Origin of the sequence: Nocardia sp. NPDC059691 (genome assembly GCF_042733915.1) — a bacterium.
Lineage (GTDB): Bacteria > Actinomycetota > Actinomycetes > Mycobacteriales > Mycobacteriaceae > Nocardia > Nocardia sichangensis.
In genome coordinates, this window is record NZ_JBHWFB010000015.1 from 88,522 (window position 1) to 108,398 (window position 19,877).

General features: G+C 69.4%; 18 protein-coding genes. 9 read left to right on the top strand and 9 right to left on the bottom strand.

Annotation, left to right across the window (positions count from 1 at the left end; translation table 11 throughout):
- The first annotated feature begins 4 nt into the window (after positions 1-4).
- The 8 genes from ACFV2O_RS29275 (at position 5) to proB (ending at position 9,910) form a co-directional block, all read left to right on the top strand.
- Positions 5-1,375: a bifunctional folylpolyglutamate synthase/dihydrofolate synthase gene (locus tag ACFV2O_RS29275; protein WP_379254757.1), complete on the top strand. Its 1,371-nt coding sequence runs from the start codon at positions 5-7 to the stop codon at positions 1,373-1,375.
- Positions 1,376-1,481: 106 nt separating this feature from the next.
- A complete protein-coding gene (locus tag ACFV2O_RS29280; RefSeq protein WP_379254626.1) occupies positions 1,482-1,898 on the top strand; it encodes a DUF4233 domain-containing protein in 417 nt (138 codons plus the stop codon).
- Between the two features lie 130 nt (positions 1,899-2,028).
- Positions 2,029-2,445 carry a nucleoside-diphosphate kinase gene (ndk, locus tag ACFV2O_RS29285; RefSeq protein WP_039796656.1) on the top strand — a complete coding sequence of 139 codons (417 nt, stop codon included), beginning with the start codon at positions 2,029-2,031 and terminating at the stop codon, positions 2,443-2,445.
- Positions 2,446-2,914: 469 nt separating this feature from the next.
- Positions 2,915-6,136, top strand: coding sequence for a translation initiation factor IF-2 N-terminal domain-containing protein (locus ACFV2O_RS29290; protein ID WP_379254627.1), 3,222 nt, complete (start codon positions 2,915-2,917; stop codon positions 6,134-6,136).
- Positions 6,137-6,468: 332 nt separating this feature from the next.
- On the top strand, positions 6,469-6,780 hold the full coding sequence (gene rplU, locus ACFV2O_RS29295) for a 50S ribosomal protein L21 (protein ID WP_039796660.1): 312 nt from the start codon (positions 6,469-6,471) through the stop codon (positions 6,778-6,780).
- 22 nt (positions 6,781-6,802) lie between these two features.
- The gene (rpmA, locus tag ACFV2O_RS29300; protein ID WP_379254628.1) at positions 6,803-7,069 is read left to right on the top strand and encodes a 50S ribosomal protein L27; all 267 of its coding nucleotides are present in this window, start codon (positions 6,803-6,805) and stop codon (positions 7,067-7,069) included.
- Between the two features lie 122 nt (positions 7,070-7,191).
- Positions 7,192-8,646: a GTPase ObgE gene (gene obgE / locus ACFV2O_RS29305; protein ID WP_379254629.1), complete on the top strand. Its 1,455-nt coding sequence runs from the start codon at positions 7,192-7,194 to the stop codon at positions 8,644-8,646.
- A gap of 121 nt (positions 8,647-8,767) precedes the next feature.
- A complete protein-coding gene (gene proB / locus ACFV2O_RS29310; RefSeq protein ID WP_379254630.1) occupies positions 8,768-9,910 on the top strand; it encodes a glutamate 5-kinase in 1,143 nt (380 codons plus the stop codon).
- A gap of 555 nt (positions 9,911-10,465) precedes the next feature.
- Here proB and ACFV2O_RS29315 read toward each other — a convergent pair.
- The 3 genes from ACFV2O_RS29315 to ACFV2O_RS29325 all read right to left on the bottom strand — a co-directional run bounded on the left by ACFV2O_RS29315 (position 10,466) and on the right by ACFV2O_RS29325 (position 12,834).
- On the bottom strand, positions 10,466-11,665 hold the full coding sequence (locus ACFV2O_RS29315) for a hypothetical protein (protein WP_379254632.1): 1,200 nt from the start codon (positions 11,663-11,665) through the stop codon (positions 10,466-10,468).
- On the bottom strand, positions 11,662-12,036 hold the full coding sequence (locus tag ACFV2O_RS29320) for a hypothetical protein (protein WP_355072299.1): 375 nt from the start codon (positions 12,034-12,036) through the stop codon (positions 11,662-11,664). The genes ACFV2O_RS29315 and ACFV2O_RS29320 overlap by 4 nt, the downstream gene beginning before the upstream one ends.
- 93 nt (positions 12,037-12,129) lie before the next feature.
- The gene (locus ACFV2O_RS29325) at positions 12,130-12,834 is read right to left on the bottom strand and encodes an ESX secretion-associated protein EspG (RefSeq protein ID WP_355072300.1); all 705 of its coding nucleotides are present in this window, start codon (positions 12,832-12,834) and stop codon (positions 12,130-12,132) included.
- A gap of 241 nt (positions 12,835-13,075) precedes the next feature.
- Here ACFV2O_RS29325 and ACFV2O_RS29330 point away from each other — a divergent pair, with 241 nt between their 5' ends.
- Positions 13,076-13,426, top strand: a complete 351-nt coding sequence (locus ACFV2O_RS29330) for a hypothetical protein (RefSeq protein ID WP_379254635.1) — start codon at positions 13,076-13,078, stop codon at positions 13,424-13,426.
- A 40-nt stretch (positions 13,427-13,466) separates the two neighbouring features.
- Here the strand turns inward: ACFV2O_RS29330 and ACFV2O_RS29335 are convergent, their stop codons facing one another.
- From ACFV2O_RS29335 to ACFV2O_RS29360, 6 genes are all read right to left on the bottom strand, one after another.
- Positions 13,467-14,561, bottom strand: coding sequence for a methyltransferase (locus tag ACFV2O_RS29335; RefSeq protein WP_379254636.1), 1,095 nt, complete (start codon positions 14,559-14,561; stop codon positions 13,467-13,469).
- Between the two features lie 39 nt (positions 14,562-14,600).
- Complete coding sequence (locus tag ACFV2O_RS29340; protein WP_379254637.1) at positions 14,601-15,383, bottom strand: MerR family transcriptional regulator; 783 nt, start codon at positions 15,381-15,383, stop codon at positions 14,601-14,603.
- Between the two features lie 95 nt (positions 15,384-15,478).
- The gene (locus tag ACFV2O_RS29345) at positions 15,479-16,984 is read right to left on the bottom strand and encodes a flavin-containing monooxygenase (protein WP_379254639.1); all 1,506 of its coding nucleotides are present in this window, start codon (positions 16,982-16,984) and stop codon (positions 15,479-15,481) included.
- A gap of 11 nt (positions 16,985-16,995) precedes the next feature.
- A complete protein-coding gene (locus ACFV2O_RS29350; RefSeq protein ID WP_379254759.1) occupies positions 16,996-17,916 on the bottom strand; it encodes a ferritin-like domain-containing protein in 921 nt (306 codons plus the stop codon).
- Positions 17,917-17,926: 10 nt separating this feature from the next.
- Positions 17,927-18,829 (bottom strand): SDR family NAD(P)-dependent oxidoreductase, encoded by a 903-nt coding sequence (locus ACFV2O_RS29355; protein ID WP_379254641.1) that lies wholly within the window; start codon positions 18,827-18,829, stop codon positions 17,927-17,929.
- A 1-nt stretch (position 18,830) separates the two neighbouring features.
- Entirely contained in the window at positions 18,831-19,817 is a 987-nt protein-coding gene (locus ACFV2O_RS29360) for an alpha/beta hydrolase (protein ID WP_379254643.1), read from the bottom strand.
- Positions 19,818-19,877: the final 60 nt, after the last annotated feature.

Below are 19,877 nucleotides of genomic sequence, written 5' to 3' on the forward strand. Positions count from 1 at the left end.
CGAGATGGCGCTGGTCGAGGCGGAACTCGACCAGCGCTGGCCGGAGACCAAGATCGAGCCGTCGCTCACCAGGATCGCCACGCTGATGGACCTGCTCGGCTCGCCGCAGCAGAACTACCCGGCGATCCACATCGCGGGCACCAACGGCAAGACCTCGGTGACCAGGATAATCGACGCGCTGCTCACCGCACTGCATCGGCGCACCGGCCGGATCACCAGTCCGCATCTGCAGCTGGCCACCGAGCGGATCAGCATCGACAACGCGCCGATCACCCCGGCGAAGTATGTGGAGATCTATCGCGAACTGCTGCCCTTCGTCGAGATGATCGACAAGCAGTCGGCGGCCGCGGGCGGGCCCGCGATGAGCAAGTTCGAGGTGCTCACCGGCATGGCCTACGCCGCATTCGCCGAGGCGCCGGTCGATGTCGCGGTCGTCGAGACGGGAATGGGCGGCACCTGGGACGCCACCAACGTCATCGACGGGCAGGTGGCGGTGATCACGCCGATCGGCCTGGACCACACCGATTACCTGGGTCCGGACCTGGCCTCGATCGCGGGGGAGAAGGCGGGGATCATCAAGCGCGCCCCGGAGAGCCTGGTGCCGCGCGACAACGTCGCGGTGATCGCGCAGCAGGAACCCGAGGCGATGGAGGTGCTGCTGCGCCGCGCCGTCGAGGTGGACGCCGCGGTCGCGCGCGAGGGCTCGGAGTTCCGCGTGCTCGCGCGGCAGATCGCGGTGGGCGGGCAGCAACTCGAGTTGCAGGGCCTGGGCGGGGTGTACGACGAGATCTTCCTGCCGTTGCACGGCGAGCATCAAGCGCGCAACGCGGTGCTCGCGCTCGCGGCGGTGGAGGCTTTCTTCGGTGCCGGCGCGCAGCGCAGGCTCGACATCGACGCCGTCCGCGCGGGCTTCGCGAGCGTCACCAGTCCCGGGCGGATGGAGCGGATGCGCAGCGCGCCCACCATCTTCATCGACGCCGCGCACAATCCGGCGGGCGCGCGGGCGCTGGCCGCGACGGTGACCGACGAATTCGACTTCCGCAAGTTGGTCGGCGTGGTCGCGGTGCTCGGTGACAAGGACGCCGACGGCATCCTCACCGCGCTGGAGCCGGTGTTCGACGAGATCGTCGTCACCAGCAACGGGTCGCCCCGCGCGCTGGACGTGGAGACCCTCGCCGACCTCGCGGTCCAGCGGTTCGGCGACGAGCGCGTGGTTTCCGCCGCCACCCTGCCCGACGCGCTGGAGACCGCGATCGCGATCGCCGAGGAAGTGGGCGACGCGGGCGAGATGGTGTCCGGCGCGGGAGTGATCATCACGGGATCGGTCGTCACGGCGGGCGCGGCTCGCGCGCTGTTCGGAAAGGACCCGGCGTGAGCGCCGGGTGCGTGCACCGCGGCCCCCTCGACCATCGCGGGACCGGGAACCACCGCATTAGCGCCGGTCACCGCACGAGCCCGGCGGATGCCGAGGAGGGCACAGCATGAGCGAACCGGCCGAACGAGACGAGCAGTCGGTGCCCGCGCCCGCGACCGACCCGTGGAAGGGCTTCCGCGGGGTGATGGCGGGCACGCTGGTGCTCGAGGCGATCGTGGTGTTGCTCGCGTTGCCGGTGGTTGCCGACGTCGGCGGCGGCGTGACCTGGTTGTCCGGCACCTATCTCGTGGCGCTCGCGGTGGTGATGTTCCTCGGGGCCGGGTTGCAGCGGCGGTCCTGGGCGCTGCCGTTCAACCTCGGGTTGCAGGTCCTGGTGCTGCTCGGCGCGTTCATCCATGTGTCCATCGGCGTCATCGGTGTGGTGTTCGCCGTGGTCTGGGGCTTCATCCTGGTGCTGCGCGCCGACGTGCGCGGCCGGATGGAGAAAGGGCTGCTGCCGAGCCAGCGCATCCAGCGGTCGTAGCCGCAGGGCCGCCCAGGACGCTGCCGGTCGCACTTTTTCCGGCGGAGGTCTCCCTTGCCGAGTGCACGGGAAGCCGATCAGCCCGACCGCTGATGCGGTGCCCGGAAGTATGCCGGATAGGCTGTGCGCCGTGACTGAGCAGACGTTGGTACTCATCAAGCCGGACGGTGTGGCCCGTGGCCTTGTCGGCGAGGTGCTGGCACGGATCGAGCGCAAGGGCCTGAAGATCGCCGCCCTGGAGCTGAAGCACGTGTCCGAGGAACTGGCCAAGGGCCACTACGCCGAGCACGCCGAGAAGCCGTTCTTCGGGTCCCTGATCGAGTTCATCACCTCGGGCCCGGTCGTCGCGGCCATCTTGGAGGGCCCGCGCGCCATCGCCGCGTTCCGCCAGATCGCGGGCGGCACCGACCCGGTCGAAAAGGCCGTGCCCGGCAGCATTCGCGGAGACTTCGCTCTGGAGACCCAGGAGAACCTGGTCCACGGCTCCGATTCACCCGAATCGGCCAAGCGGGAGATCGCCCTCTGGTTCCCCGAACTGCCCGCCTGACCGAGTCTCGATCGTCGTGCCCGCGCCGCCGCGACACCCGCGTTCGCGCCGCGGGCGGGACCGAGTCGAGCGCCGATGGCGAACGCCCGGCGCGCGGTATGGGATACTGGCATCGGCTGCTTTCGACGCCGACTGTTCGTGCAGGTGCGCGAACGAAACGTGACGAGGGCAGCCGGATGACACCACGGTTCGATGCCGATCATCGCTGCCATGGACAAACGGCCTGGTCACAGGTCCGCTGTTCGTGTAGGCACGCTGGATGAGCGCTCGCGCCGCGGAGTTCAGCCATACAGCCAGGCGCCGCGTGACCAGTTAGCCCGACCGACGCACAACCGAGGAGATAACCGGGCACGCGGGGCGAGACCACTTGATCTCGCGCCCACAGGGTGCGAGTCGAACGGACAGCGCCCCCGCGTCGGCCGCGTCACTCCCGCCGGGAGGGACGCGCCCGGGGGCCCGAGGAGACTTCGTGGCCGATCAAGAGCCGCTGGAAACAACATCACAGGATGCCGAACAATTGCCGGAGCGAATCCGAGTTCACGCACTCGCCAAGCTGCTGGGGGTAACGAGCAAGCGCATCCTGGCCAAGCTCACCGAGATGGGGGCGGACGCGCGCAGCGCCCAGTCGAACGTCGACCGAGCCGTCGCGGAGTCCGTGCGCGACGCCTTGGTGACGGTCGAGGCGGACGCCGCGGCCGAGCAGCCCGCCGCCGGGCCGGGAGACGCCCCCGTACCGGCGCAGCCGGAGGAAGGCGCGCCCACGCGGGCGCCCGTGGCCGAGCAACCGGCGCCGGAACAGCCGGCGCCCGCGGCCGAACGACCCGCGCCTGCCACGGAACCACCGGCACCCGCCGGTGACGTTCCGTTCTCCGGTGCGGGCGTCATCTTCTCCGCGCCGGACACGGTGTCCACCGCGCAGCCGCCGCTCACCGCCCCGGCCAACCACACGCAGCTGTTCACGCACTCGGTGCGGCCGGAACCGGAGCCGGTGGCTCCCGCGGTGTTCGAGTCGGCCGCCGTCGTGCAGGCGCCGCTGTTCCTGTCGCCGGACGCCGCGGCCGCCGAGGAGGCGCGCAAGCAGCGCCGCGCCGAGCGTGCGGGCCGCCGCACCGACGAGCAGGCACCTGAGCCCGTCGAGGACGAGACCGAGGTCACCGAGGACGAGCGCGAGTCGTCCGATCAGCACGGCGACGCCGAGGGCCAGCCGCGGCGCCGTCGCCGTGGCCGCCGGGGGCGCGGTCGCGGCCGGGGCGAGCAGCAGTCCGATGGCGACGGCGAGGGCGAGGACACCGAGACCGACGACGAGTCGGCTCCCGCAACCGCCGAGTCCGCCGAAGCCACCGACGCGGCGGAATCCCCCGAGACCGCCGAGGGCGAGGGTGAGGACGAGGACGGCGTGCCGGAAGGCTCGAGCCGCCGTCGCCGTCGCCGCCGTCGTCGCAAGGTGGCCGGTGAGTCGGGCGAGAACGAGCCCGCCGACGACGATCCGCCGAACACGGTCGTGCACGAGCGCGAGCCGCGCAACAAGAGCCGCGGCCGCGTCGCGGTCGACGAGGTCCAGGGCATCACCGGCTCCACCCGGCTGGAAGCCAAACGGCAGCGCCGTCGCGACGGGCGCGAGGCGGGCCGTCGCCGCCCGCCGATCCTGACCGAGTCGGAGTTCCTGGCCCGGCGCGAAGCGGTGGACCGCGTGATGGTCGTGCGCGAGAAGTCCTTCCCGGATCACCCCACCGCGACGCAGGTGGCCGTGCTCGAGGACAACGTCCTGGTCGAGCACTTCGTGACGAGCACAGGTTCCGCGTCCATGGTGGGCAACGTCTACCTGGGCAAGGTGCAGAACGTGCTGCCCAGCATGGAGGCCGCGTTCGTCGACATCGGCCGCGGCCGCAACGGCGTGCTGTACGCCGGTGAGGTCAACTGGGAGGCCGCCGGGCTCGGCGGCAAGGAACGCAAGATCGAGCAGGCGCTCAAGCCGGGCGACCAGGTGCTGGTCCAGGTGAGCAAGGACCCGGTCGGCCACAAGGGCGCCCGGCTGACCACGCAGATCAGCCTGGCCGGGCGCTTCCTGGTGTACGTGCCCGGCGGCACCTCCACCGGGATCAGCCGCAAGCTGCCGGACACCGAGCGCAAGCGCCTCAAGGAGATCCTGCGCGACATCGTGCCCGCCGACGCCGGTGTCATCATCCGCACCGCCTCCGAAGGCGTCAGCGAGACCGAACTGGCCCGCGACGTGGAGCGGCTGCAGGCGACCTGGCGCACCATCCAGGAGCAGACCGGCAAGGACGGCAACGCGCCCAAGACGCTCTACGAAGAGCCCGACCTGTTGGTCAAGGTCATCCGCGACCTGTTCAACGAGGACTTCTCCAAGCTGGTCATCGAGGGTGACCGGGCCTGGAGCACGGTGGAGAAGTACATCGGCACCGTCGCGCCGGACCTGCTCGCCAGGGTCTCCCGGCACGAGAACAACGGCGTCGACGTGTTCGAGACCTACCGGATCGACGAACAGCTGTCCAAGGCGCTCGATCGCAAGGTGTGGCTGCCGTCGGGCGGCACCCTGGTGATCGACCGCACCGAGGCCATGACGGTGATCGACGTGAACACCGGCAAGTTCACCGGCGCGGGCGGCAGCAACCTGGAGGAGACGGTCACCAGGAACAACCTGGAGGCGGCCGAGGAGATCGTGCGCCAGATGCGGCTGCGTGACATCGGCGGCATGATCGTCGTCGACTTCATCGACATGGTGCTGGAGTCCAACCGCGATCTGGTGCTGCGCCGCCTGACCGAGGCGCTGGGCCGGGACCGCACCCGCCACCAGGTCTCCGAGGTCACCTCGCTGGGCCTGGTCCAGATGACCCGCAAGAAGCTGGGCACCGGCCTGGTCGAGGCGTTCTCCACCACCTGCGAGCACTGCCACGGACGCGGCATCCTCGTGCACAGCTACCCGGTGGAGCCCGGCTCCGGTGAAGAGCCCGCCGCGCGCACCCGCGAGAGCGGTTCGCGCAGGCGTCGAGGCCGGGACAAGGGTGCCGCGGCGGCTCCCCAGCCTGCCAACGGGTCCGGTCCCGTGGCCGAACCCACCGAGGACGACGCGGCCGTCAAACGGGCGCATCCGGTGGCGTTGGCGATGGCCGCGCACCAGTCCGAGGAGGGCCCGGAAGCGACTGCGGACACGTTCGCCGAGCCGCAGGTCGCGGACACGGACGAGGCCGCCGAAGAGCGCGTCGGCACGGAGACCGTCGAGGCCGCGGTCGCGGTGCCCGCCGAGGAGCCGGAGACCGAGCCCGCCGAAGTGGTCGAGGTCGTCGAGCAAGTCGAAAAGGTCGAGTCGGTACCGGCGGAAGAGCCGGTCTCCGAGCCCGTCGGTGCGTCCGTCTCGGATGCCGCGCCGCAGCCGGTCGCCGACACCGTCGCGGCTGCCGAGCCCGTCGCGACGACCGAGAACGGTGCCGCCGCCAACGGGGTCGCCGAGCCGGGCCCGAGCCGTCCGGCTCGTCGCCGGCGGGTTGCCCGTTCGGCCGCCGCGCCCGCCGCGGACAGCTCCGGAGCGGTGTTCGTGCTGCCCACCGGAGACCAGGCGCCCGCACCCGCGGTCGACTACTCCCAGCCCGAGCCGGTCGAGGTGCCGCAGCGCAACCGGCCGCGCAGGCGGTCGGTCGGCCGCCCGGCAGGCGCGCCGGACGCCGCGAACTGAGTTCTCGCCGACACCACTGTGGCCCCCGCCGGTCCTTCCGGTCGGGGGCCACAGGCGTTCCGGCAGCGAACGCGCGGCAGGGCCGCGGTGCGCGGGTGAACGCCGGTTTGGTCGTCGCGGTAGCCGTCCTGTAATCTTGGACAGTCGCTGCCCGGTGACAACATGTTTTGTCTTCGTGGCCCGGTTCTCGACAGTTCGATACCGAGAGCCACCAGGTGCCGAGGCGGTGGCGATTACCAGACCAGTCGTGTGGCGGTTTCCGGTGGATTCAGACCGGAGGTGTCGCCGCGTGAACGAGTGCCGAGCACTATAGGAAGAAGGGCAGCCGACCGATGGCAACGTACGCGATCGTCAAGACCGGCGGAAAGCAGTACAAGGTCGCGGTCGGTGACCTGGTGAAGGTCGAGAAGATCGAGGGTGCGCCGGGTACCGCCGTGGCGCTGGATCCGGTTCTCGTCGTCGATGGCGCCGAGCTGACCACCGACGCCGACAAGCTGGCCAAGGTTTCCGTGGCCGCCGAGGTGGTCGAGCAGACCAAGGGCCCGAAGATCCGCATCCACAAGTTCAAGAACAAGACCGGCTACCACAAGCGCCAGGGACACCGTCAGCCGCTGACGGTCCTGAAGGTCACCGGCATCAAGTAAGACATCCCGAGGAGAACCAGCTATGGCACACAAGAAGGGTGCGTCCAGCTCCCGGAACGGACGCGATTCCAACGCCCAGCGACTCGGCGTCAAGCGCTTCGGCGGCCAGTCGGTCAAGGCGGGCGAGATCCTGGTGCGTCAGCGCGGCACCCACTTCCACCCCGGCGTGAACGTCGGCCGTGGCGGTGACGACACCCTGTTCGCCCTGGCGGCGGGCGCGGTGGAGTTCGGCAGCAAGCGTGGACGCAAGACCGTCAACATCGTGACCCCGGAGCCGGTTCAGGCCTGACCGCCGAACCACCTCCGGATATACAGCGAGCGGGTCAGGGTCTCGGAACCCTGGCCCGTTTTTCGTGTTCGCGAACGAACAGCCCTCAGTACGACCAGTCCCGAAGGAGGATGATTCGGCGTATGTCCAAGTTCATCGACCGTGTCGTACTGCATGTGCGTGCGGGTAAAGGCGGCCACGGATGCGCCTCGGTGCACCGCGAGAAGTTCAAGCCGCTCGGCGGGCCGGACGGCGGTAACGGCGGCAACGGCGGAGACGTCATCCTCGAGGTCGACTCCAACGTGCACACCCTGCTGGACTTCCACTTCCACCCGCACGCGAAGGCGGGCAACGGCAAGCCGGGCGAAGGCGGCAACCGCGACGGCAAGCAGGGCGTCGACTTGGTGCTGAAGGTGCCCGACGGCACCGTGGTGCTCGACGACGACGGCAAAGTGCTCGTCGACCTGGTCGGAGCTGGCAACCGCTTCATCGTCGCCCGCGGCGGCCGCGGCGGACTCGGCAACGCCTCGCTGGCGTCGAAGGCCCGCAAAGCGCCGGGTTTCGCGCTGCTCGGCGAGGACGGCGAAGAACTCGACTTGGTGCTCGAACTGAAGTCGGTCGCCGACGTCGGGCTCGTCGGCTTCCCTTCGGCGGGCAAGTCCTCGCTGGTCTCGGTGCTCTCGGCGGCCAAGCCGAAGATCGCCGACTATCCGTTCACCACGCTGGTACCCAATCTCGGCGTCGTCGCCAGCGGTGAGACCACCTTCACGATCGCCGATGTGCCCGGACTGATCCCGGGCGCGAGCGAGGGCCGCGGACTCGGGCTGGACTTCCTACGGCACCTGGAGCGCTGCGCGGTGCTCGCCCATGTGGTGGACTGCGCCACGCTGGAGCCGGGCCGCGACCCCGTGTCCGATGTCGACGCGCTCGAAGCCGAACTCGCCGCCTACCAGCCGGCGCTGAGCGCGGACGCCGGGCTCGGCGATCTGGCCGACCGCCCACGCGTGGTGATCTTGAACAAGATCGATGTACCCGACGCGGCCGAACTGGCCGAGATGGTGACCGCGGAGTTCACCGAACGCGGCTGGCCGGTGTTCGAGATCTCCGCCGTGAGCCACGTGGGCCTGCGTCCGTTGACCTTCGCCCTCGCGGATCTGGTGCGCCGGTACCGCGAGGAGCATCCGCAGGCAGCGCCGAAGCGCCCGGTCATCCGCCCGATCGCGGTCGACGAGACCGGATTCAGCGTGCTCGCCGACCCGGAGGAGCCGGGCGGCTTCATCGTGCGCGGTACCCGGCCGGAGCGCTGGGTGCGGCAGACCCAATTCGACAACGACGAGGCCGTCGGCTACCTGGCCGACCGTCTGGCGCGCCTGGGCGTGGAAGACGAACTGGTGCGGCTGGGCGCGGAGCCGGGAGCGCCGGTGACCATCGGCGACGTGACGTTCGACTGGGAGCCGCAGATCTCGGCGGGCATCGACATGGTGCCCACCGGGCGCGGCACCGACATCCGGCTGGAACAGACCGACCGGGTCAGCGCGGCCGAGCGCAAGCACGCGTCCCGGGTGCGACGCGGTCTGGTACAGGAAGACGAGGAGTAGACGTGGACCACGGTCGAGTCGCCGTGCGCCCTCGGTGGGCGCCGTGTCCGGCGGACTCGATCGTTCGCGGCTGGGTCCCGACTACCGTGGATTCGATTGTGGTGCAGGGAGTTCGGTGGGGATGCAGGTGAGGTCTATCAGCGCCGAGGCGGATTCCTCGGGCCTGAGCGAGGCGCGGTTGGCGATCGCGGCGGCGCGCCGGGTCGTGGTGAAGATCGGTTCGTCCGCGCTGACCAGCTTGAAAGGCGGCCTTGATACCGCGCGGCTGGATCGGCTGGCCGACGCGGTGGAGGCGCGGATGCGCGCCGGATCCGATGTGGTGGTCGTATCCTCGGGCGCCATCGGCGCCGGCATCGCGCCGCTGGGCTTGACCAGCCGTCCGCGTGACTTGGCGACCAAGCAGGCCGCGGCGAGCGTCGGGCAGCTGGCCCTAGCGCACGCCTGGGGCACGTCGTTCGCCCGTTACGACCGTACGGTCGGGCAGGTGCTCCTGAGCGCCGACGACTTTTCCCGGCGTGAGCACCACCGCAACGCGCAGCGCACCCTCGATCGCCTGCGCTCGCTGGGGGCGGTGGCGGTGGTGAACGAGAACGACACGGTCGCGACGGAGGAGATCCGCTTCGGCGACAACGACCGGCTCGCCGCGCTGGTCGCCCACCTCGTCGGCGCCGACGCACTTGTGCTGCTCTCGGACGTGGCGGGCCTCTACGACGGTGACCCGCGCAAGGGTGCGGCCACGCTGATTCCCGAGGTGCGCAGCAGTGCCGACCTGGACGGCGTCATCGCGGGCAGCGGCGGCGCGCTCGGCACCGGCGGCATGGCGTCCAAGTTGTCGGCGGCGCGCCTGGCCGCGGACGCGGGCGTACCGGTTCTGCTCGCCGCCGCTTCTTCGGCGGATACCGCGTTGTCCACCGGCACCGTCGGCACCGCGTTCGCCGCGCGGCCGGTGCGGTTGTCCGCCCGCAAGTTCTGGGTCCGGCACGCCGCGGACAGCCGCGGCACGCTGCTCATCGATGACGGCGCGGTCCAAGCGGTGGCGCACCGCCGCAGGTCGCTGCTCGCGGCCGGGATCGTGGGCGTCCGTGGCCGCTTCTACGGCGGCGACGTGGTCGATCTGGTGGCTCCGGACAGTCGCGTTGTCGCCCGGGGCGTCGTCGAATACGACAGCACCGAACTGGCGGGCATGCTCGGCCGCTCCACCGCCGAACTCCCCGACACGATGCAGCGTCCCGTCATCCACGCCGACGACCTCGTAAAGGTCTGATCAGGCACCGTTCGACAGGTCACCGGTACGACCGAGCGACTGACCCGGGAGCCAGGGGGGCGGCGACCGCCAGCACCGCGGAATCGCGCAGCGCGACCACCGCGACGTGATGGTCGTGGTAGGCGATGACTCCTTGGTGGAAGTTCGGGGTCGTATTCCCTGCCAGACGGAACTTTCGATCACGGTGCCGCCGGTGCGGTGAGCAACCTCGTAGCAGACTTGGCGGAATGCGAGGAGCTCGGTCACGTCTGCGAAGTTATCCCGGTTCGTTCGTGATCGTGCGCGAGCGCGTTGCCATCGGTGCGTGTGGTCGTGCGTGGACGCGTATCGACTCGGCGTCCGCTGGGTGCATCGTCGGGGCTCACGCTGCTCGGGAGTGGCAGCTCGGGGTTCAGTTCTGAGTAGCCGCCGACGGGACGCGGCTCGGGCGGATCCGGACGAGAAACCGTGGTGCCTTGTGGCGGTCGAGGTGCCCGACCGCCACAAGGAGCGCTGTCGACGGTTTCCGAGGTACCGGGGTGTGGCTCGTGTTGCGGAGACTCCGGTGACGGGCCGTCAGGACGGGACGACGCCAGGTTGGTTGGTCGTCGGAATCTGCTGCTGGCTGCCGTCCACCGGCCCGGTGACGCCTGGCTGGCCGTTCGGGTCGGGCATCGGTACGGCTGGAACGGGAGCCGGCGCCGGTGCCTGCGGCGGGCTCGGCGGCAGCACAGGGGCTGGGGCCGGGGTTGCGGGTGGCGGCGCGGACGAACTCGGCGGCTGCGTTGGTTCCGGGGCCGGAGGTGGTGGGCTCGGCGGCGGGGGTGGCGCGGATGAATTCGGCGGTTGCGTCGGTTCGGCAGTCGGCGGGGGAGGGGCCGACGAACTCGGCGGTTGCGTGGGCGCCGGGGTCTGTGGCGACGGAGCGGGACTCGGCGGCGCGGTCGTGGACGGCGCCTGCTGTGTCGGCTCGGGTGTCGGCGTGGGCTGTGGCGTCTGCGTGGACGGCGCTTGCTGCGGCGGCGGAGCCTGCTGGGTGGGCGGCGCCGAAGGCGTCTGCTGCGGATCCGGCTTCGGCGCGGGCGGTGTCGAATTATGCGACGGCGCGGGCGATTCCGGTGCGGCGGGCGCGGGTTGCGTTGTCCCCGGCGACCATTGGTTGTCCGGCGATGTCTGCTCGGGCGCCGAGTGTCGCGGCGTGCCGGGTGAGACCGCCTGCGGCGCGGACGGCGCCGTGGCGGCGGGTGGTGGTGCCGGCAGCGCGGGCACCGCGGATCCCGCCGTGGAATAGGCGGGTTTGTAGACCATGTTCATCGCTAGCACGGCCTCTTGGCGCAGCGCCTCCTGCGCCATTTGCGCGTCGATGACGTGTGCCGCCTCCAGCAACTGCGCGATCGCGCCGACCGGTCCGGAAGCGCCGGGCGGCACCACGGCGAGTTTCACCGCCTCGGCGGCCGCGGCGACCCCGCCGAGGCGGGCGCCCACTTGACCGAGCACCGCCGCCAGCTCGTCGGCCGACGCCGCGAAGCTGCGTGCGCAAGCCTGAGCGGCGTCAGCGGCGGCGCCTTTCCAGTCCGCCGCGTCCATCACGCGATCAACGCCGCCGTGGGTGAGTGGGAACGACGTGGTGAGCGTGCCCGCCGCGTCGAGCCAGATGGTCGACGCGTGCAGCACCTGCGCGGGATCGATCTGCTGTGCCTTCGCGTAGATCTCGTCGTGCCGCATCGACTCGAAATGCTCCATCGAGTTGATGTAGGTGGGATCGGAACCGGTCATCGGGGCAACCTCGTCCGGACCGCGCGCAGGGCGGCGGCGCTCGCGGCGTCGGCCTCTTCGAACAGTCCTCCGCTGATCAAGAACGCTTCCTTCATGCGGTAGGCCGCTTCGATGTAGTGGTCGAGCAGCGCCGCCGCGTCACGCGCTTTGTGGCTGAATCCCGCCTGCAACTGCTGGGCGGAGACGAATCCACCGAAACCGCCTAGATCCGCCGCGGATTCGAGACTCTGCTGTAGGTGGATCAGCCGATCGGCCTGCCGTTCGTACATTTCGGCGCATTGCCGAGCCGCCGCCGGATCGAACTGGACGGTCCCGGCCTGCGCGGCCTCCTTGAATCGGGCGATATCGGCTCGGCTGGTATCGATCGTCATCGCTCACCCCTGAGATCGGTCGGTCTGCCCCAGACTAACCGGAAGCCCAGCGCCGGGTCAGCAATAGTCGGCGGCAGCGGTCACCAAAGCGGGCTATATCGGTATGCGCTTTTGCAATTGGGTGGCGATCTGATCGGCGGAGGCGGGCGCGATGCGCACCTCGTCGCCCGCTTTGATCAGGTATCTTCCGTCGTCGCGCACATCGATCCAGGTGTAATGGATCGGCGGGGGCTGGGTCGGTCGATCGAGCCGCGATTCGATCCTGATGTGGCCCTCGGCGGTATGCGGCTCCAGCAGCAACTTGCGAATCCGCGGCGCTGCTTGCTGCCGCGCGGTCACGGTCTCTCGGTCGCGCACGGCGGCCCCGGACGCGACGCGAGCGGGTTCGCGGCCCGCGGGGGTCTTCGGCAGCAGGGCCGCGATCCGCCGGCCCAGTTTGGCGCTGTGCCCGATCGAAATGCGCACGCGACCACCGAAATCCGGAATCGCGCCTGGTTCCTGCACCGCGAGCACGGCGCGATCGTAGATGGCGGCGGCCAGCAACCGCAGTTCGCCGCCCGGCTGGTGTGTACCACCGATGGCAACGATCCTGGTATGCGGCCTGGCCAGAATGCGCAGGCAGGCCGAAAGGTCGGGGTCGGAGCCCAGCGGCAGCCGTTCGGCGAGGGCGATGCGCAACTTCTCGGCGTCGTCCTCGGTTCTGGGCGTCTCCAGGATGCGCAGCGGGTAGGGGTGGCGATCCAGGTCGGTCTCGCGCCAGATATGGGCGAACTCGTCCGGAGTGAAGGTCCATTCCACGGCCGAATCACATCCTCACCGAACCAGCCAATGCTGTTCGTAGCCTAGCGGTCTCGACGCCGGACGGGGGAACTCCCGCGGGGAGACGCCACGGCCTCGCCGGATGGGTTCGGTATCCGCCCTGGAGAAACAGTATTCGCGCGGCGGTGTCGTGCTCGACCGTCCCCTTCGATTCTGCTGAAATAGTGGAAGAGCACGGCAGCGACCGGGTAGGGCTGAGATCTGCCGAGGAGGTATTGCGGTGCACACCATGATGCGGCGAGTGGGCGCGGGAACCGTTCTGTTGTTCCTCGCGGGTGGCCTCGCCTGGGTCGGAGCCGGGTCCGCCGGAGCGGAGCCCGCGGGCTGCTATGTCGACCGTGGCGTCACGGACGCGGCCGCCTTGTGCCACAGCGGTGAGGGAGCATCGGTGCTGGAAGCCGAATGCCTCGGTTTCTTCCTGCCGTCGGAGCGCTCCGGGCCGGTGTTCGGCTACTACAGCGGCTTCGAGTCGCGGCAGACGCCGGTTGGCAAGCCGATGCGGGCCACCTGTGTGGCCGACGGCGCCGTGGGGATCGCCACGCTGGCGTTCGTCGTACCGGCCACGTCGTAGCGCCGTCGATCGGCAACGCTTTCGACGAGCGGGTTTTTCATCAGCTCGGCCTGGCCTCGAGCACGTTGTCCGGGGAAGCCGTCGGTACGCGCCGGGTCAGCGTGAATCCGTTCCTGCCGAGGAAGTCGCGGTACTCGGCCTCGGTGCGTTCCCGTCCGCCCGCGTTGACCAGCATCTCCAAGTCGATGTACTTGCTCGGGTGCGGTGCGGTGTGTTCGGGGACGACCAGTTCGACGATCAGCAACCGGGCGTCGGGTTCCATGGCCGCGCGCACGGTGCGGAGGATGCGACCGGCGTCCGGTTCGGCCCAGTCGTGCAGGATGTGCTTGAGGATGTAGGCGTCGCCGCCCCTGGGGACGCTGTCGAAGAAGGATCCGCTCTCCACCGCGCAGCGATCGGCGAGACCGAGCGCGGCGAGCCGAGCGGGGGCCGTGGCCACCACTTCGGGCACGTCGAACAGAATGCCACGCGATCGTGGTGCGCGGCGCAGGATCTCGGTGAGCATCGTCCCTTCGCCGCCGCCGACGTCGACCAGGGTCGCGTAGCGGCCGAAATCGTAGGCGGCGAACAGCGGCTCCATCGACAGGGTGCCGATGCTGGTCATCGCGCGGTCGAACAGTGCGCCGAGTTCCCGGTCGTGCTGGACGTATTCGAAGAACGGCATCCCGTCGAGCTTCACGCCGACCGGTTCGCCGGTGCGCACGGCGTCGACCAAGTGCGACCAGTGGTTGCGGTGGCCGGGCGAACCGAAGAACAGCACCGCGTCGCGCAACGACACGTCCGAGTCGCGGCACAGGGCTCGCGCCATCGGCGTCAGCGCGTACCGTCCGTCGCGCCGCTGGGTGAAGATGCCGTGGCTGATCAGCAGGCGCAGCAACCGCCGCAGCGCGTCCTCGTCGGCGCCGACCGCCGCCGCGAGGTCCGCGCCCGACCGCGGCCCCGCCGCGAGTGCGTCGGCCACGCCGAGCGCCGCGGCGGCGTGGATGGCCTGCGTGATCCATCCGGCGGCGATCAGCTCCATCAGCGCGAGGTGCCCGGGCACCAGCTTGCGGAACGCGAAGGCCAGGGCGGCGCGCACCGATTCGACGGCCCGTACCAGCGGCAGCGGCGGAATTCTCGGTCGGTCGGACGCCACGGCGACTCCATCCGTCGAAGGTCGGCACTCTGCGCTTGTCTAGGAGGGTACGTCGCGTCCGGATTCGCTGCGCTGTTTCTCTCGCTCGGCGGCGGAGGCGAGATAGTCGCCGAGTTCGCGGCGCAGCGTGACGTCCAGCGAGCGGGCGAGCGTGGCGTGCACCGAGGCGACCGCCAGCTCCCTCATCTTGTTGAGCATCGTTGTGGTCTCGGCGATTTCGCCGCTGGTGTCGGGCATCCAGCCGGGACCGTGCTCGTCGATGATGTGCTGTTTGGCGGCGGTGATCATGATGTGCGTGATGTCATCGATCCGGTCGGCCACCTTGGCGTAGATCTCGATGAGCGTGCGCAGTTCCAGACCGTACTCGTGCAGTTCGGCGAACGAGGTGAGCAACTGGGTCTCGGTGAACACCACCGTGTCGCCCTCCAGCCGGACCAGCCGCATCTCGCGCAGCCGGTCGACCAGCTCGTCGGCGTCGGCGCCGAGGATGGTGCCGATCAGCTCACGGGGCACCTCGAAGGTCTCGTCCTTGGCCCAGGACGCCGTCACGGCGTGTTGCAGGCCGAGTACCTCGGTCAGGTCCTTGCCGGTCTCCCAGCTGGTGATGAAGTCGGCGATGTGCGCGGTGGTGAAGCCGCGCTGTAGCAGCGCGTCGATCAAGCGCAGCCGCTCGAGGTGCGCGTCGTCGTAGATGCTGGCCCGGCCGTCCTTGCCGACCGGCGGCGGCAGCAGCCCGCGTTCCTGGTAGGCGCGCACGTTGCGGGTGGTGGTGCCCGCGGCGCGCGCGAGGTCATCGATCCGGTACTCCGGCGTCGACCTCACCTCCCTCGCTGCCCACGGCGCCGAAGGACCGGCGGCGCGCTGTAGAACTCCCTGCGGACCGAGTCTATCGTCCGCGCCGCCGGTACCTCCGGCACTCAGGAAACCCGTGCCACTCGCTGTCGCCGCTGGTCGGCGTTCGATTCGACCACGAGGTAGTCGTCCAGATCGACCTTGCGCAATTGATGGACGTACTGGGTGGCGAAGCCCGGATACATGGTCGCGTTGAAGCCATCCTCGGTGAGATACCAGCTGTGGCATCCCGAGTTCCAGGTGGTGGCCGACAGTCTGCTCTGGATGGCGGCGTTGTAGCGGTCCTGCCGGTCGCGCCGCACGTCCAGCATGCGCAGGTCCCGGTCCAGGATGACGCCGATCGCGCCGACGAGGTAGTCGATCTGGGCTTCCATGTAGACCAGCGCCGAGTTGTGTCCCGGGCCGGAATTGGGGCCGAACGTGAGATACAGGTTGGGATATCCGGAAACCGCGACGCTCTTGTAGGCGTAGGCCCCGCGCGACCACTCGTCCGCGAGAACCCGGCCACCGCGTCCGACCACCGGAACGGGCGTCCCGGTTTTGGAGACGTCGAATCCCGTCGCGAAGACGATGCAATCCGCTTGGTGCTCGATGCCTTCCGCGGTGCGGATGCCGTGCTCGGAGATCCGGGCGATCGGCCAGGTGATCAACTTGCAGTTGTCCCGCTGCAGGGCGGGGTAGTAGTCGTCGGTCATCAGCAGGCGTTTGCAGCCGGCCCGGAAGTCCGGAGTGAGCTGGCGGCGCAGCCATGGATCCTTGACCTGCCTGCGCAGCTGCGCCTTGCCGACCAGCTCGACCACCCTGGTCAGCGGCGTGTTCCAGACCACGCCCAGCGCTACCGACTCGTGGCCGTAGAACCAGGCGCGTCGCGCCAGTTGCTCGGCGGCGGGCAGCCGACGGTAGAGCTCCTTGGTCAAGCCGTTGGTCTGCCGATTGATCCGCGGCAGCACCCAGCCGGGCGTGCGCTGGAACACCTTCACCGAGGCGGCCTTGTCGACCAGTTCCGGGATGATCTGGACCGCGCTGGCGCCCGTGCCGACGACCGCGACCCGTTTGCCCGTGAAGTCGTAATCGTGATCCCAACGGGCGCTGTGGATCTTGTGACCTCGATAGGTCTCGATGCCGCGGATGTCCGGAAGACTGGCATTGGCCAGCGGGCCGGACGCCAGCACGACGGTGCGGGCGAGGATCGGGTCCGCGTGGCCGTCGATCGAGATCTCCCACACTCCGGCCTGCTCGTCGAACACCATGCCGGAAACGTTGTGGCCGAACCGGATGTGCGGACCGAGCCGGAACTCCGCGGCCATCGCCTCGATGTAGCCGAGGATCTCGTTGCTCCCGGAGTAGGTGCGCGACCAGTTCGGGTTCGGCGCGAAACTGTAGGAGTACAGCCGCGACGGAATATCGCACGCCGCACCGGGATAGGTGTTGTCGCGCCAGGTTCCGCCGATCGCGGTGCCGCGCTCGAGAATCGCGAAATCACGGATTCCGCGTTGCTTCAGCCGGATGGCCGTGCCGATTCCGGCGAATCCGCCGCCGATGACGGCGACGTCGAGGGTATGCGTACTCATCGAATTCCCTGTCATGCCGCGGGCTCGTAGGTCAGTTCCTTCGACCAGGTCGGGTTGTTGCGCAGCAGCTTCTTCGGCACCAACCCGGTGATCTTCACCAGCGCGTCGGCCACGAGATGGTACGGGTGCCCGCGGTCGATCACCCAGCTGCCGTGCGTCTTCACGATCTGGTACATCGGCAGCCTGCGGGCGAATTCACTGCGTTCGCCCACGTTCGCGTACCGCTTGAGCGCGCCGTAGAGCTTCTCCTCGTCCACGCCCATCGCGACGATGTTGTCGCGCATCTTGTTCAGCAGCGGCACGTAGCTCAGCACGCCGATGATCAGCGAGGGCTTGGCCCAGCCGCCGACCAGGTCGATGAACAGCTTGCGCATCTCCGCGTGACCCAACAGGTCCATCACGGCGAAATCGACCGCCAGATGGCGGGATTCGTCGGAGTTGATCTTCTTGAACACCTCCTGGCAGACCGGGTCCTCGATCTCGTCCATGATGAACTTGATCAGCGCGCCGTCGAGCGCGACCTCGAGCATCGGGATGACGGTGCCGAGGAACGACAGCGACATGTCGTCGGAGTACTTGTCCAGGAAATCGATCACCAGCTTGACGTTGACGTTCGGCTGCGGGATCTCGTCGCCGTCGAGCATGCCCCACCGACGCATCAGCGCCAGCTCGGCGTTGGCGTGCTTCTGCTCCTCGGCGTGGAAATAGCGGTAGATCTCGCGCAGCGTCTCGTTCGGCGCCTTCTTGGTCATCGCCGCGAAGCCGCGCGCGCCGACGTTCTCGATCCACATCAGATCGGCCATGAACGGCTTGAGCTTGGCGTGCAGTTCCGGCGTGATCGTCTCGGCGCCCGGAGCGTCCCAATCGATGTCGGCCAGTGCCCACTGGCGGTCCTTGATCTTGCGGAGCATGTCGTCGAAGTCCATCGCGATGGCGGCCATGTCAGACTCCTGTCTTGTCGGTGACCGACGTGCGGTCGGTGGTGGTCGAGTCCTCTTGTGGCAGCAGCCGCTCCAGGAGCCCGAGGGCAAAGGTGTATTGCGCGGGGAAGTACCGCTTGAGCAGCCAGACGACGTGCGCGTCCAGCTGGGGCAGGACGTAGAGCTGCCCGCGGTCGTGCGCGTCGAGGGCGGTGCGCGCGACGCGCTCGGGGGAGAATCCCGTCCAGCGCATGAGGAAGTCGGCCAGCTGCGCCGATTCCTTGGTGATCCGGCCGTCGCGCGCGACGTTCGTGCGGACGAACGTCGGGCACAGGACGGTGACCGCGACTCCGGAGCCGCTCAGCTCGGCGGCCATGGTCTCCGATAACGACATCACGCCCGCCTTGGACACGTTGTAGGCGGCCATCGAGGGCGCGGCGGCGAATCCGGCGGCCGAGGCGACGTTGATAATGCCGCCGCGCCCGGCCGTGCGCAGACGCGGAGCGAACACTTCACAGCCGTGCACGACGCCCCAGAGGTTGATGCCCAGGGCCCACTGCCAGTCGTCGAAACCGATGTTTCCCACGGCTTTTCCGCCGATGCCGACGCCGGCGTTGTTGATCACCAGGCTGACCGGGCGGTCGAAAATCGTTTCGGCGAAGCGGGCCAGCAACTCCACGTCTTCCCGTTGCGCCACGTCGCAGCGGAAGGCGTGCGCGGCGCCCGGGTGATCGCGTTCGATCAGTGCGACCGTCTCGTCGGCGCGCGCCTCATCGATGTCGGCGCAGATCACCCGTCCGCCGCGGGCCGCGATCTCCAGCGCGAACGCCCGGCCGATGCCGCTGCCCGCGCCGGTGACCACGGCTCGCGCGCCGTGCGTGCGCCGGGTGCGGCCCAGTGCCATCAACTTGTCCAATCCGAACATCTCAGCTCACCTTTTCCGTGCCGGAGGTAGCGACCAGCGCCGCGCGCAGGAAGTCGGCGGCGCGGGCGAGAGCCTGGTCGGCTTCGGGCACCACCATGGGAAGGGCCTGGAAGACATGCAGTTGTCCCGGCCAGATCTCGAGTTCGCAGCTGCCGCCCGCGCGCCGGACCATTTCGCACAGCGCCTGTGCGTCGGCGCCGAGCATCTCCGTGCCGCCGACCTGCACCAGGATCGGCGGCAGCGCGAGACCGTGCGGGATGGCCAGCCGCAGGCGCGCCGCGTCGGCGGCGTGGCCGCTGGTGTAAGCCGCGGGCAGCTTGCTCGCGGCGGCGGCCGAGATCAGCGGATCGGTCCGGACGCGCTCCCGCTCGGCCGCCAGGCTCAGGGTGAGGTCGAGCAGCGGGGAGAACATCGCCACGGCCGCGGGCTGCGGCCGTCGGTGCCGTCCGTTCTCGACCAGCAGGTCCAGTGCGAGATGCCCACCCGCGGAGTCGCAGGCGATCACCAGGTCTTCCGGGGCGATGCCACGGCCGAGCAGCCAGCGGTAGCCCGCTTCGACGTCGTCGGCCGCGGCCGGGAACCGGTGTTCGGGCGCCAGGCGGTAGTCGGAGAGGAAGACCGGGAGTCCCGTCTCGGCCGACAGCCGGGCCGCGAGCCCGCGATGGGTGCGAGCCGAGCAGATCACGTAGCCGCTGCCGTGGATGTAGTAGACGGCCCGCGGTCCGAACGGCACCCCCGCCGCCCGAACCCATTCACCGCGCACCGCGCCCGACCGGACCTGAGTGACGGAAGTGCCTGCCGGAACCGGACCGCCGACGGCCATCAGGGTGGCGATGAGCTTACGTGCGAACCAGACACCCGGCGGATTCATCGGAACCGAGCAGTTCAGCGGACGCAGGGTGAGCCTGGTAGCTGCCGCGGCCACAGTGGCGCGTGCGGAGGGCGCGGTGGGAACACCGGGGACCGAGGTCCTCGTCGACCTTGTCATGCGCTAAGAATCAGTGATGAATGTGCCAGTTGTCAATGGCACATTTTTAGAAGGCTGATG

Bases quoted from the DNA above. Each gene is read 5' to 3' on its own strand.
- ACFV2O_RS29275 (WP_379254757.1), top strand. From the start codon at position 5: ATGGCGCTGGTCGAGGCGGAACTCGACCAGCGCTGGCCGGAGACCAAG.
- ACFV2O_RS29280 (WP_379254626.1), top strand. From the start codon at position 1,482: ATGAGCGAACCGGCCGAACGAGACGAGCAGTCGGTGCCCGCGCCCGCG.
- rplU (WP_039796660.1), top strand. From the start codon at position 6,469: ATGGCAACGTACGCGATCGTCAAGACCGGCGGAAAGCAGTACAAGGTC.
- rpmA (WP_379254628.1), top strand. From the start codon at position 6,803: ATGGCACACAAGAAGGGTGCGTCCAGCTCCCGGAACGGACGCGATTCC.
- obgE (WP_379254629.1), top strand. From the start codon at position 7,192: ATGTCCAAGTTCATCGACCGTGTCGTACTGCATGTGCGTGCGGGTAAA.
- proB (WP_379254630.1), top strand. From the start codon at position 8,768: ATGCAGGTGAGGTCTATCAGCGCCGAGGCGGATTCCTCGGGCCTGAGC.
- ACFV2O_RS29315 (WP_379254632.1), bottom strand. From the start codon at position 11,665: ATGACCGGTTCCGATCCCACCTACATCAACTCGATGGAGCATTTCGAG.
- ACFV2O_RS29320 (WP_355072299.1), bottom strand. From the start codon at position 12,036: ATGACGATCGATACCAGCCGAGCCGATATCGCCCGATTCAAGGAGGCC.
- ACFV2O_RS29345 (WP_379254639.1), bottom strand. From the start codon at position 16,984: ATGAGTACGCATACCCTCGACGTCGCCGTCATCGGCGGCGGATTCGCC.
- ACFV2O_RS29355 (WP_379254641.1), bottom strand. From the start codon at position 18,829: ATGTTCGGATTGGACAAGTTGATGGCACTGGGCCGCACCCGGCGCACG.
- ACFV2O_RS29360 (WP_379254643.1), bottom strand. From the start codon at position 19,817: ATGACAAGGTCGACGAGGACCTCGGTCCCCGGTGTTCCCACCGCGCCC.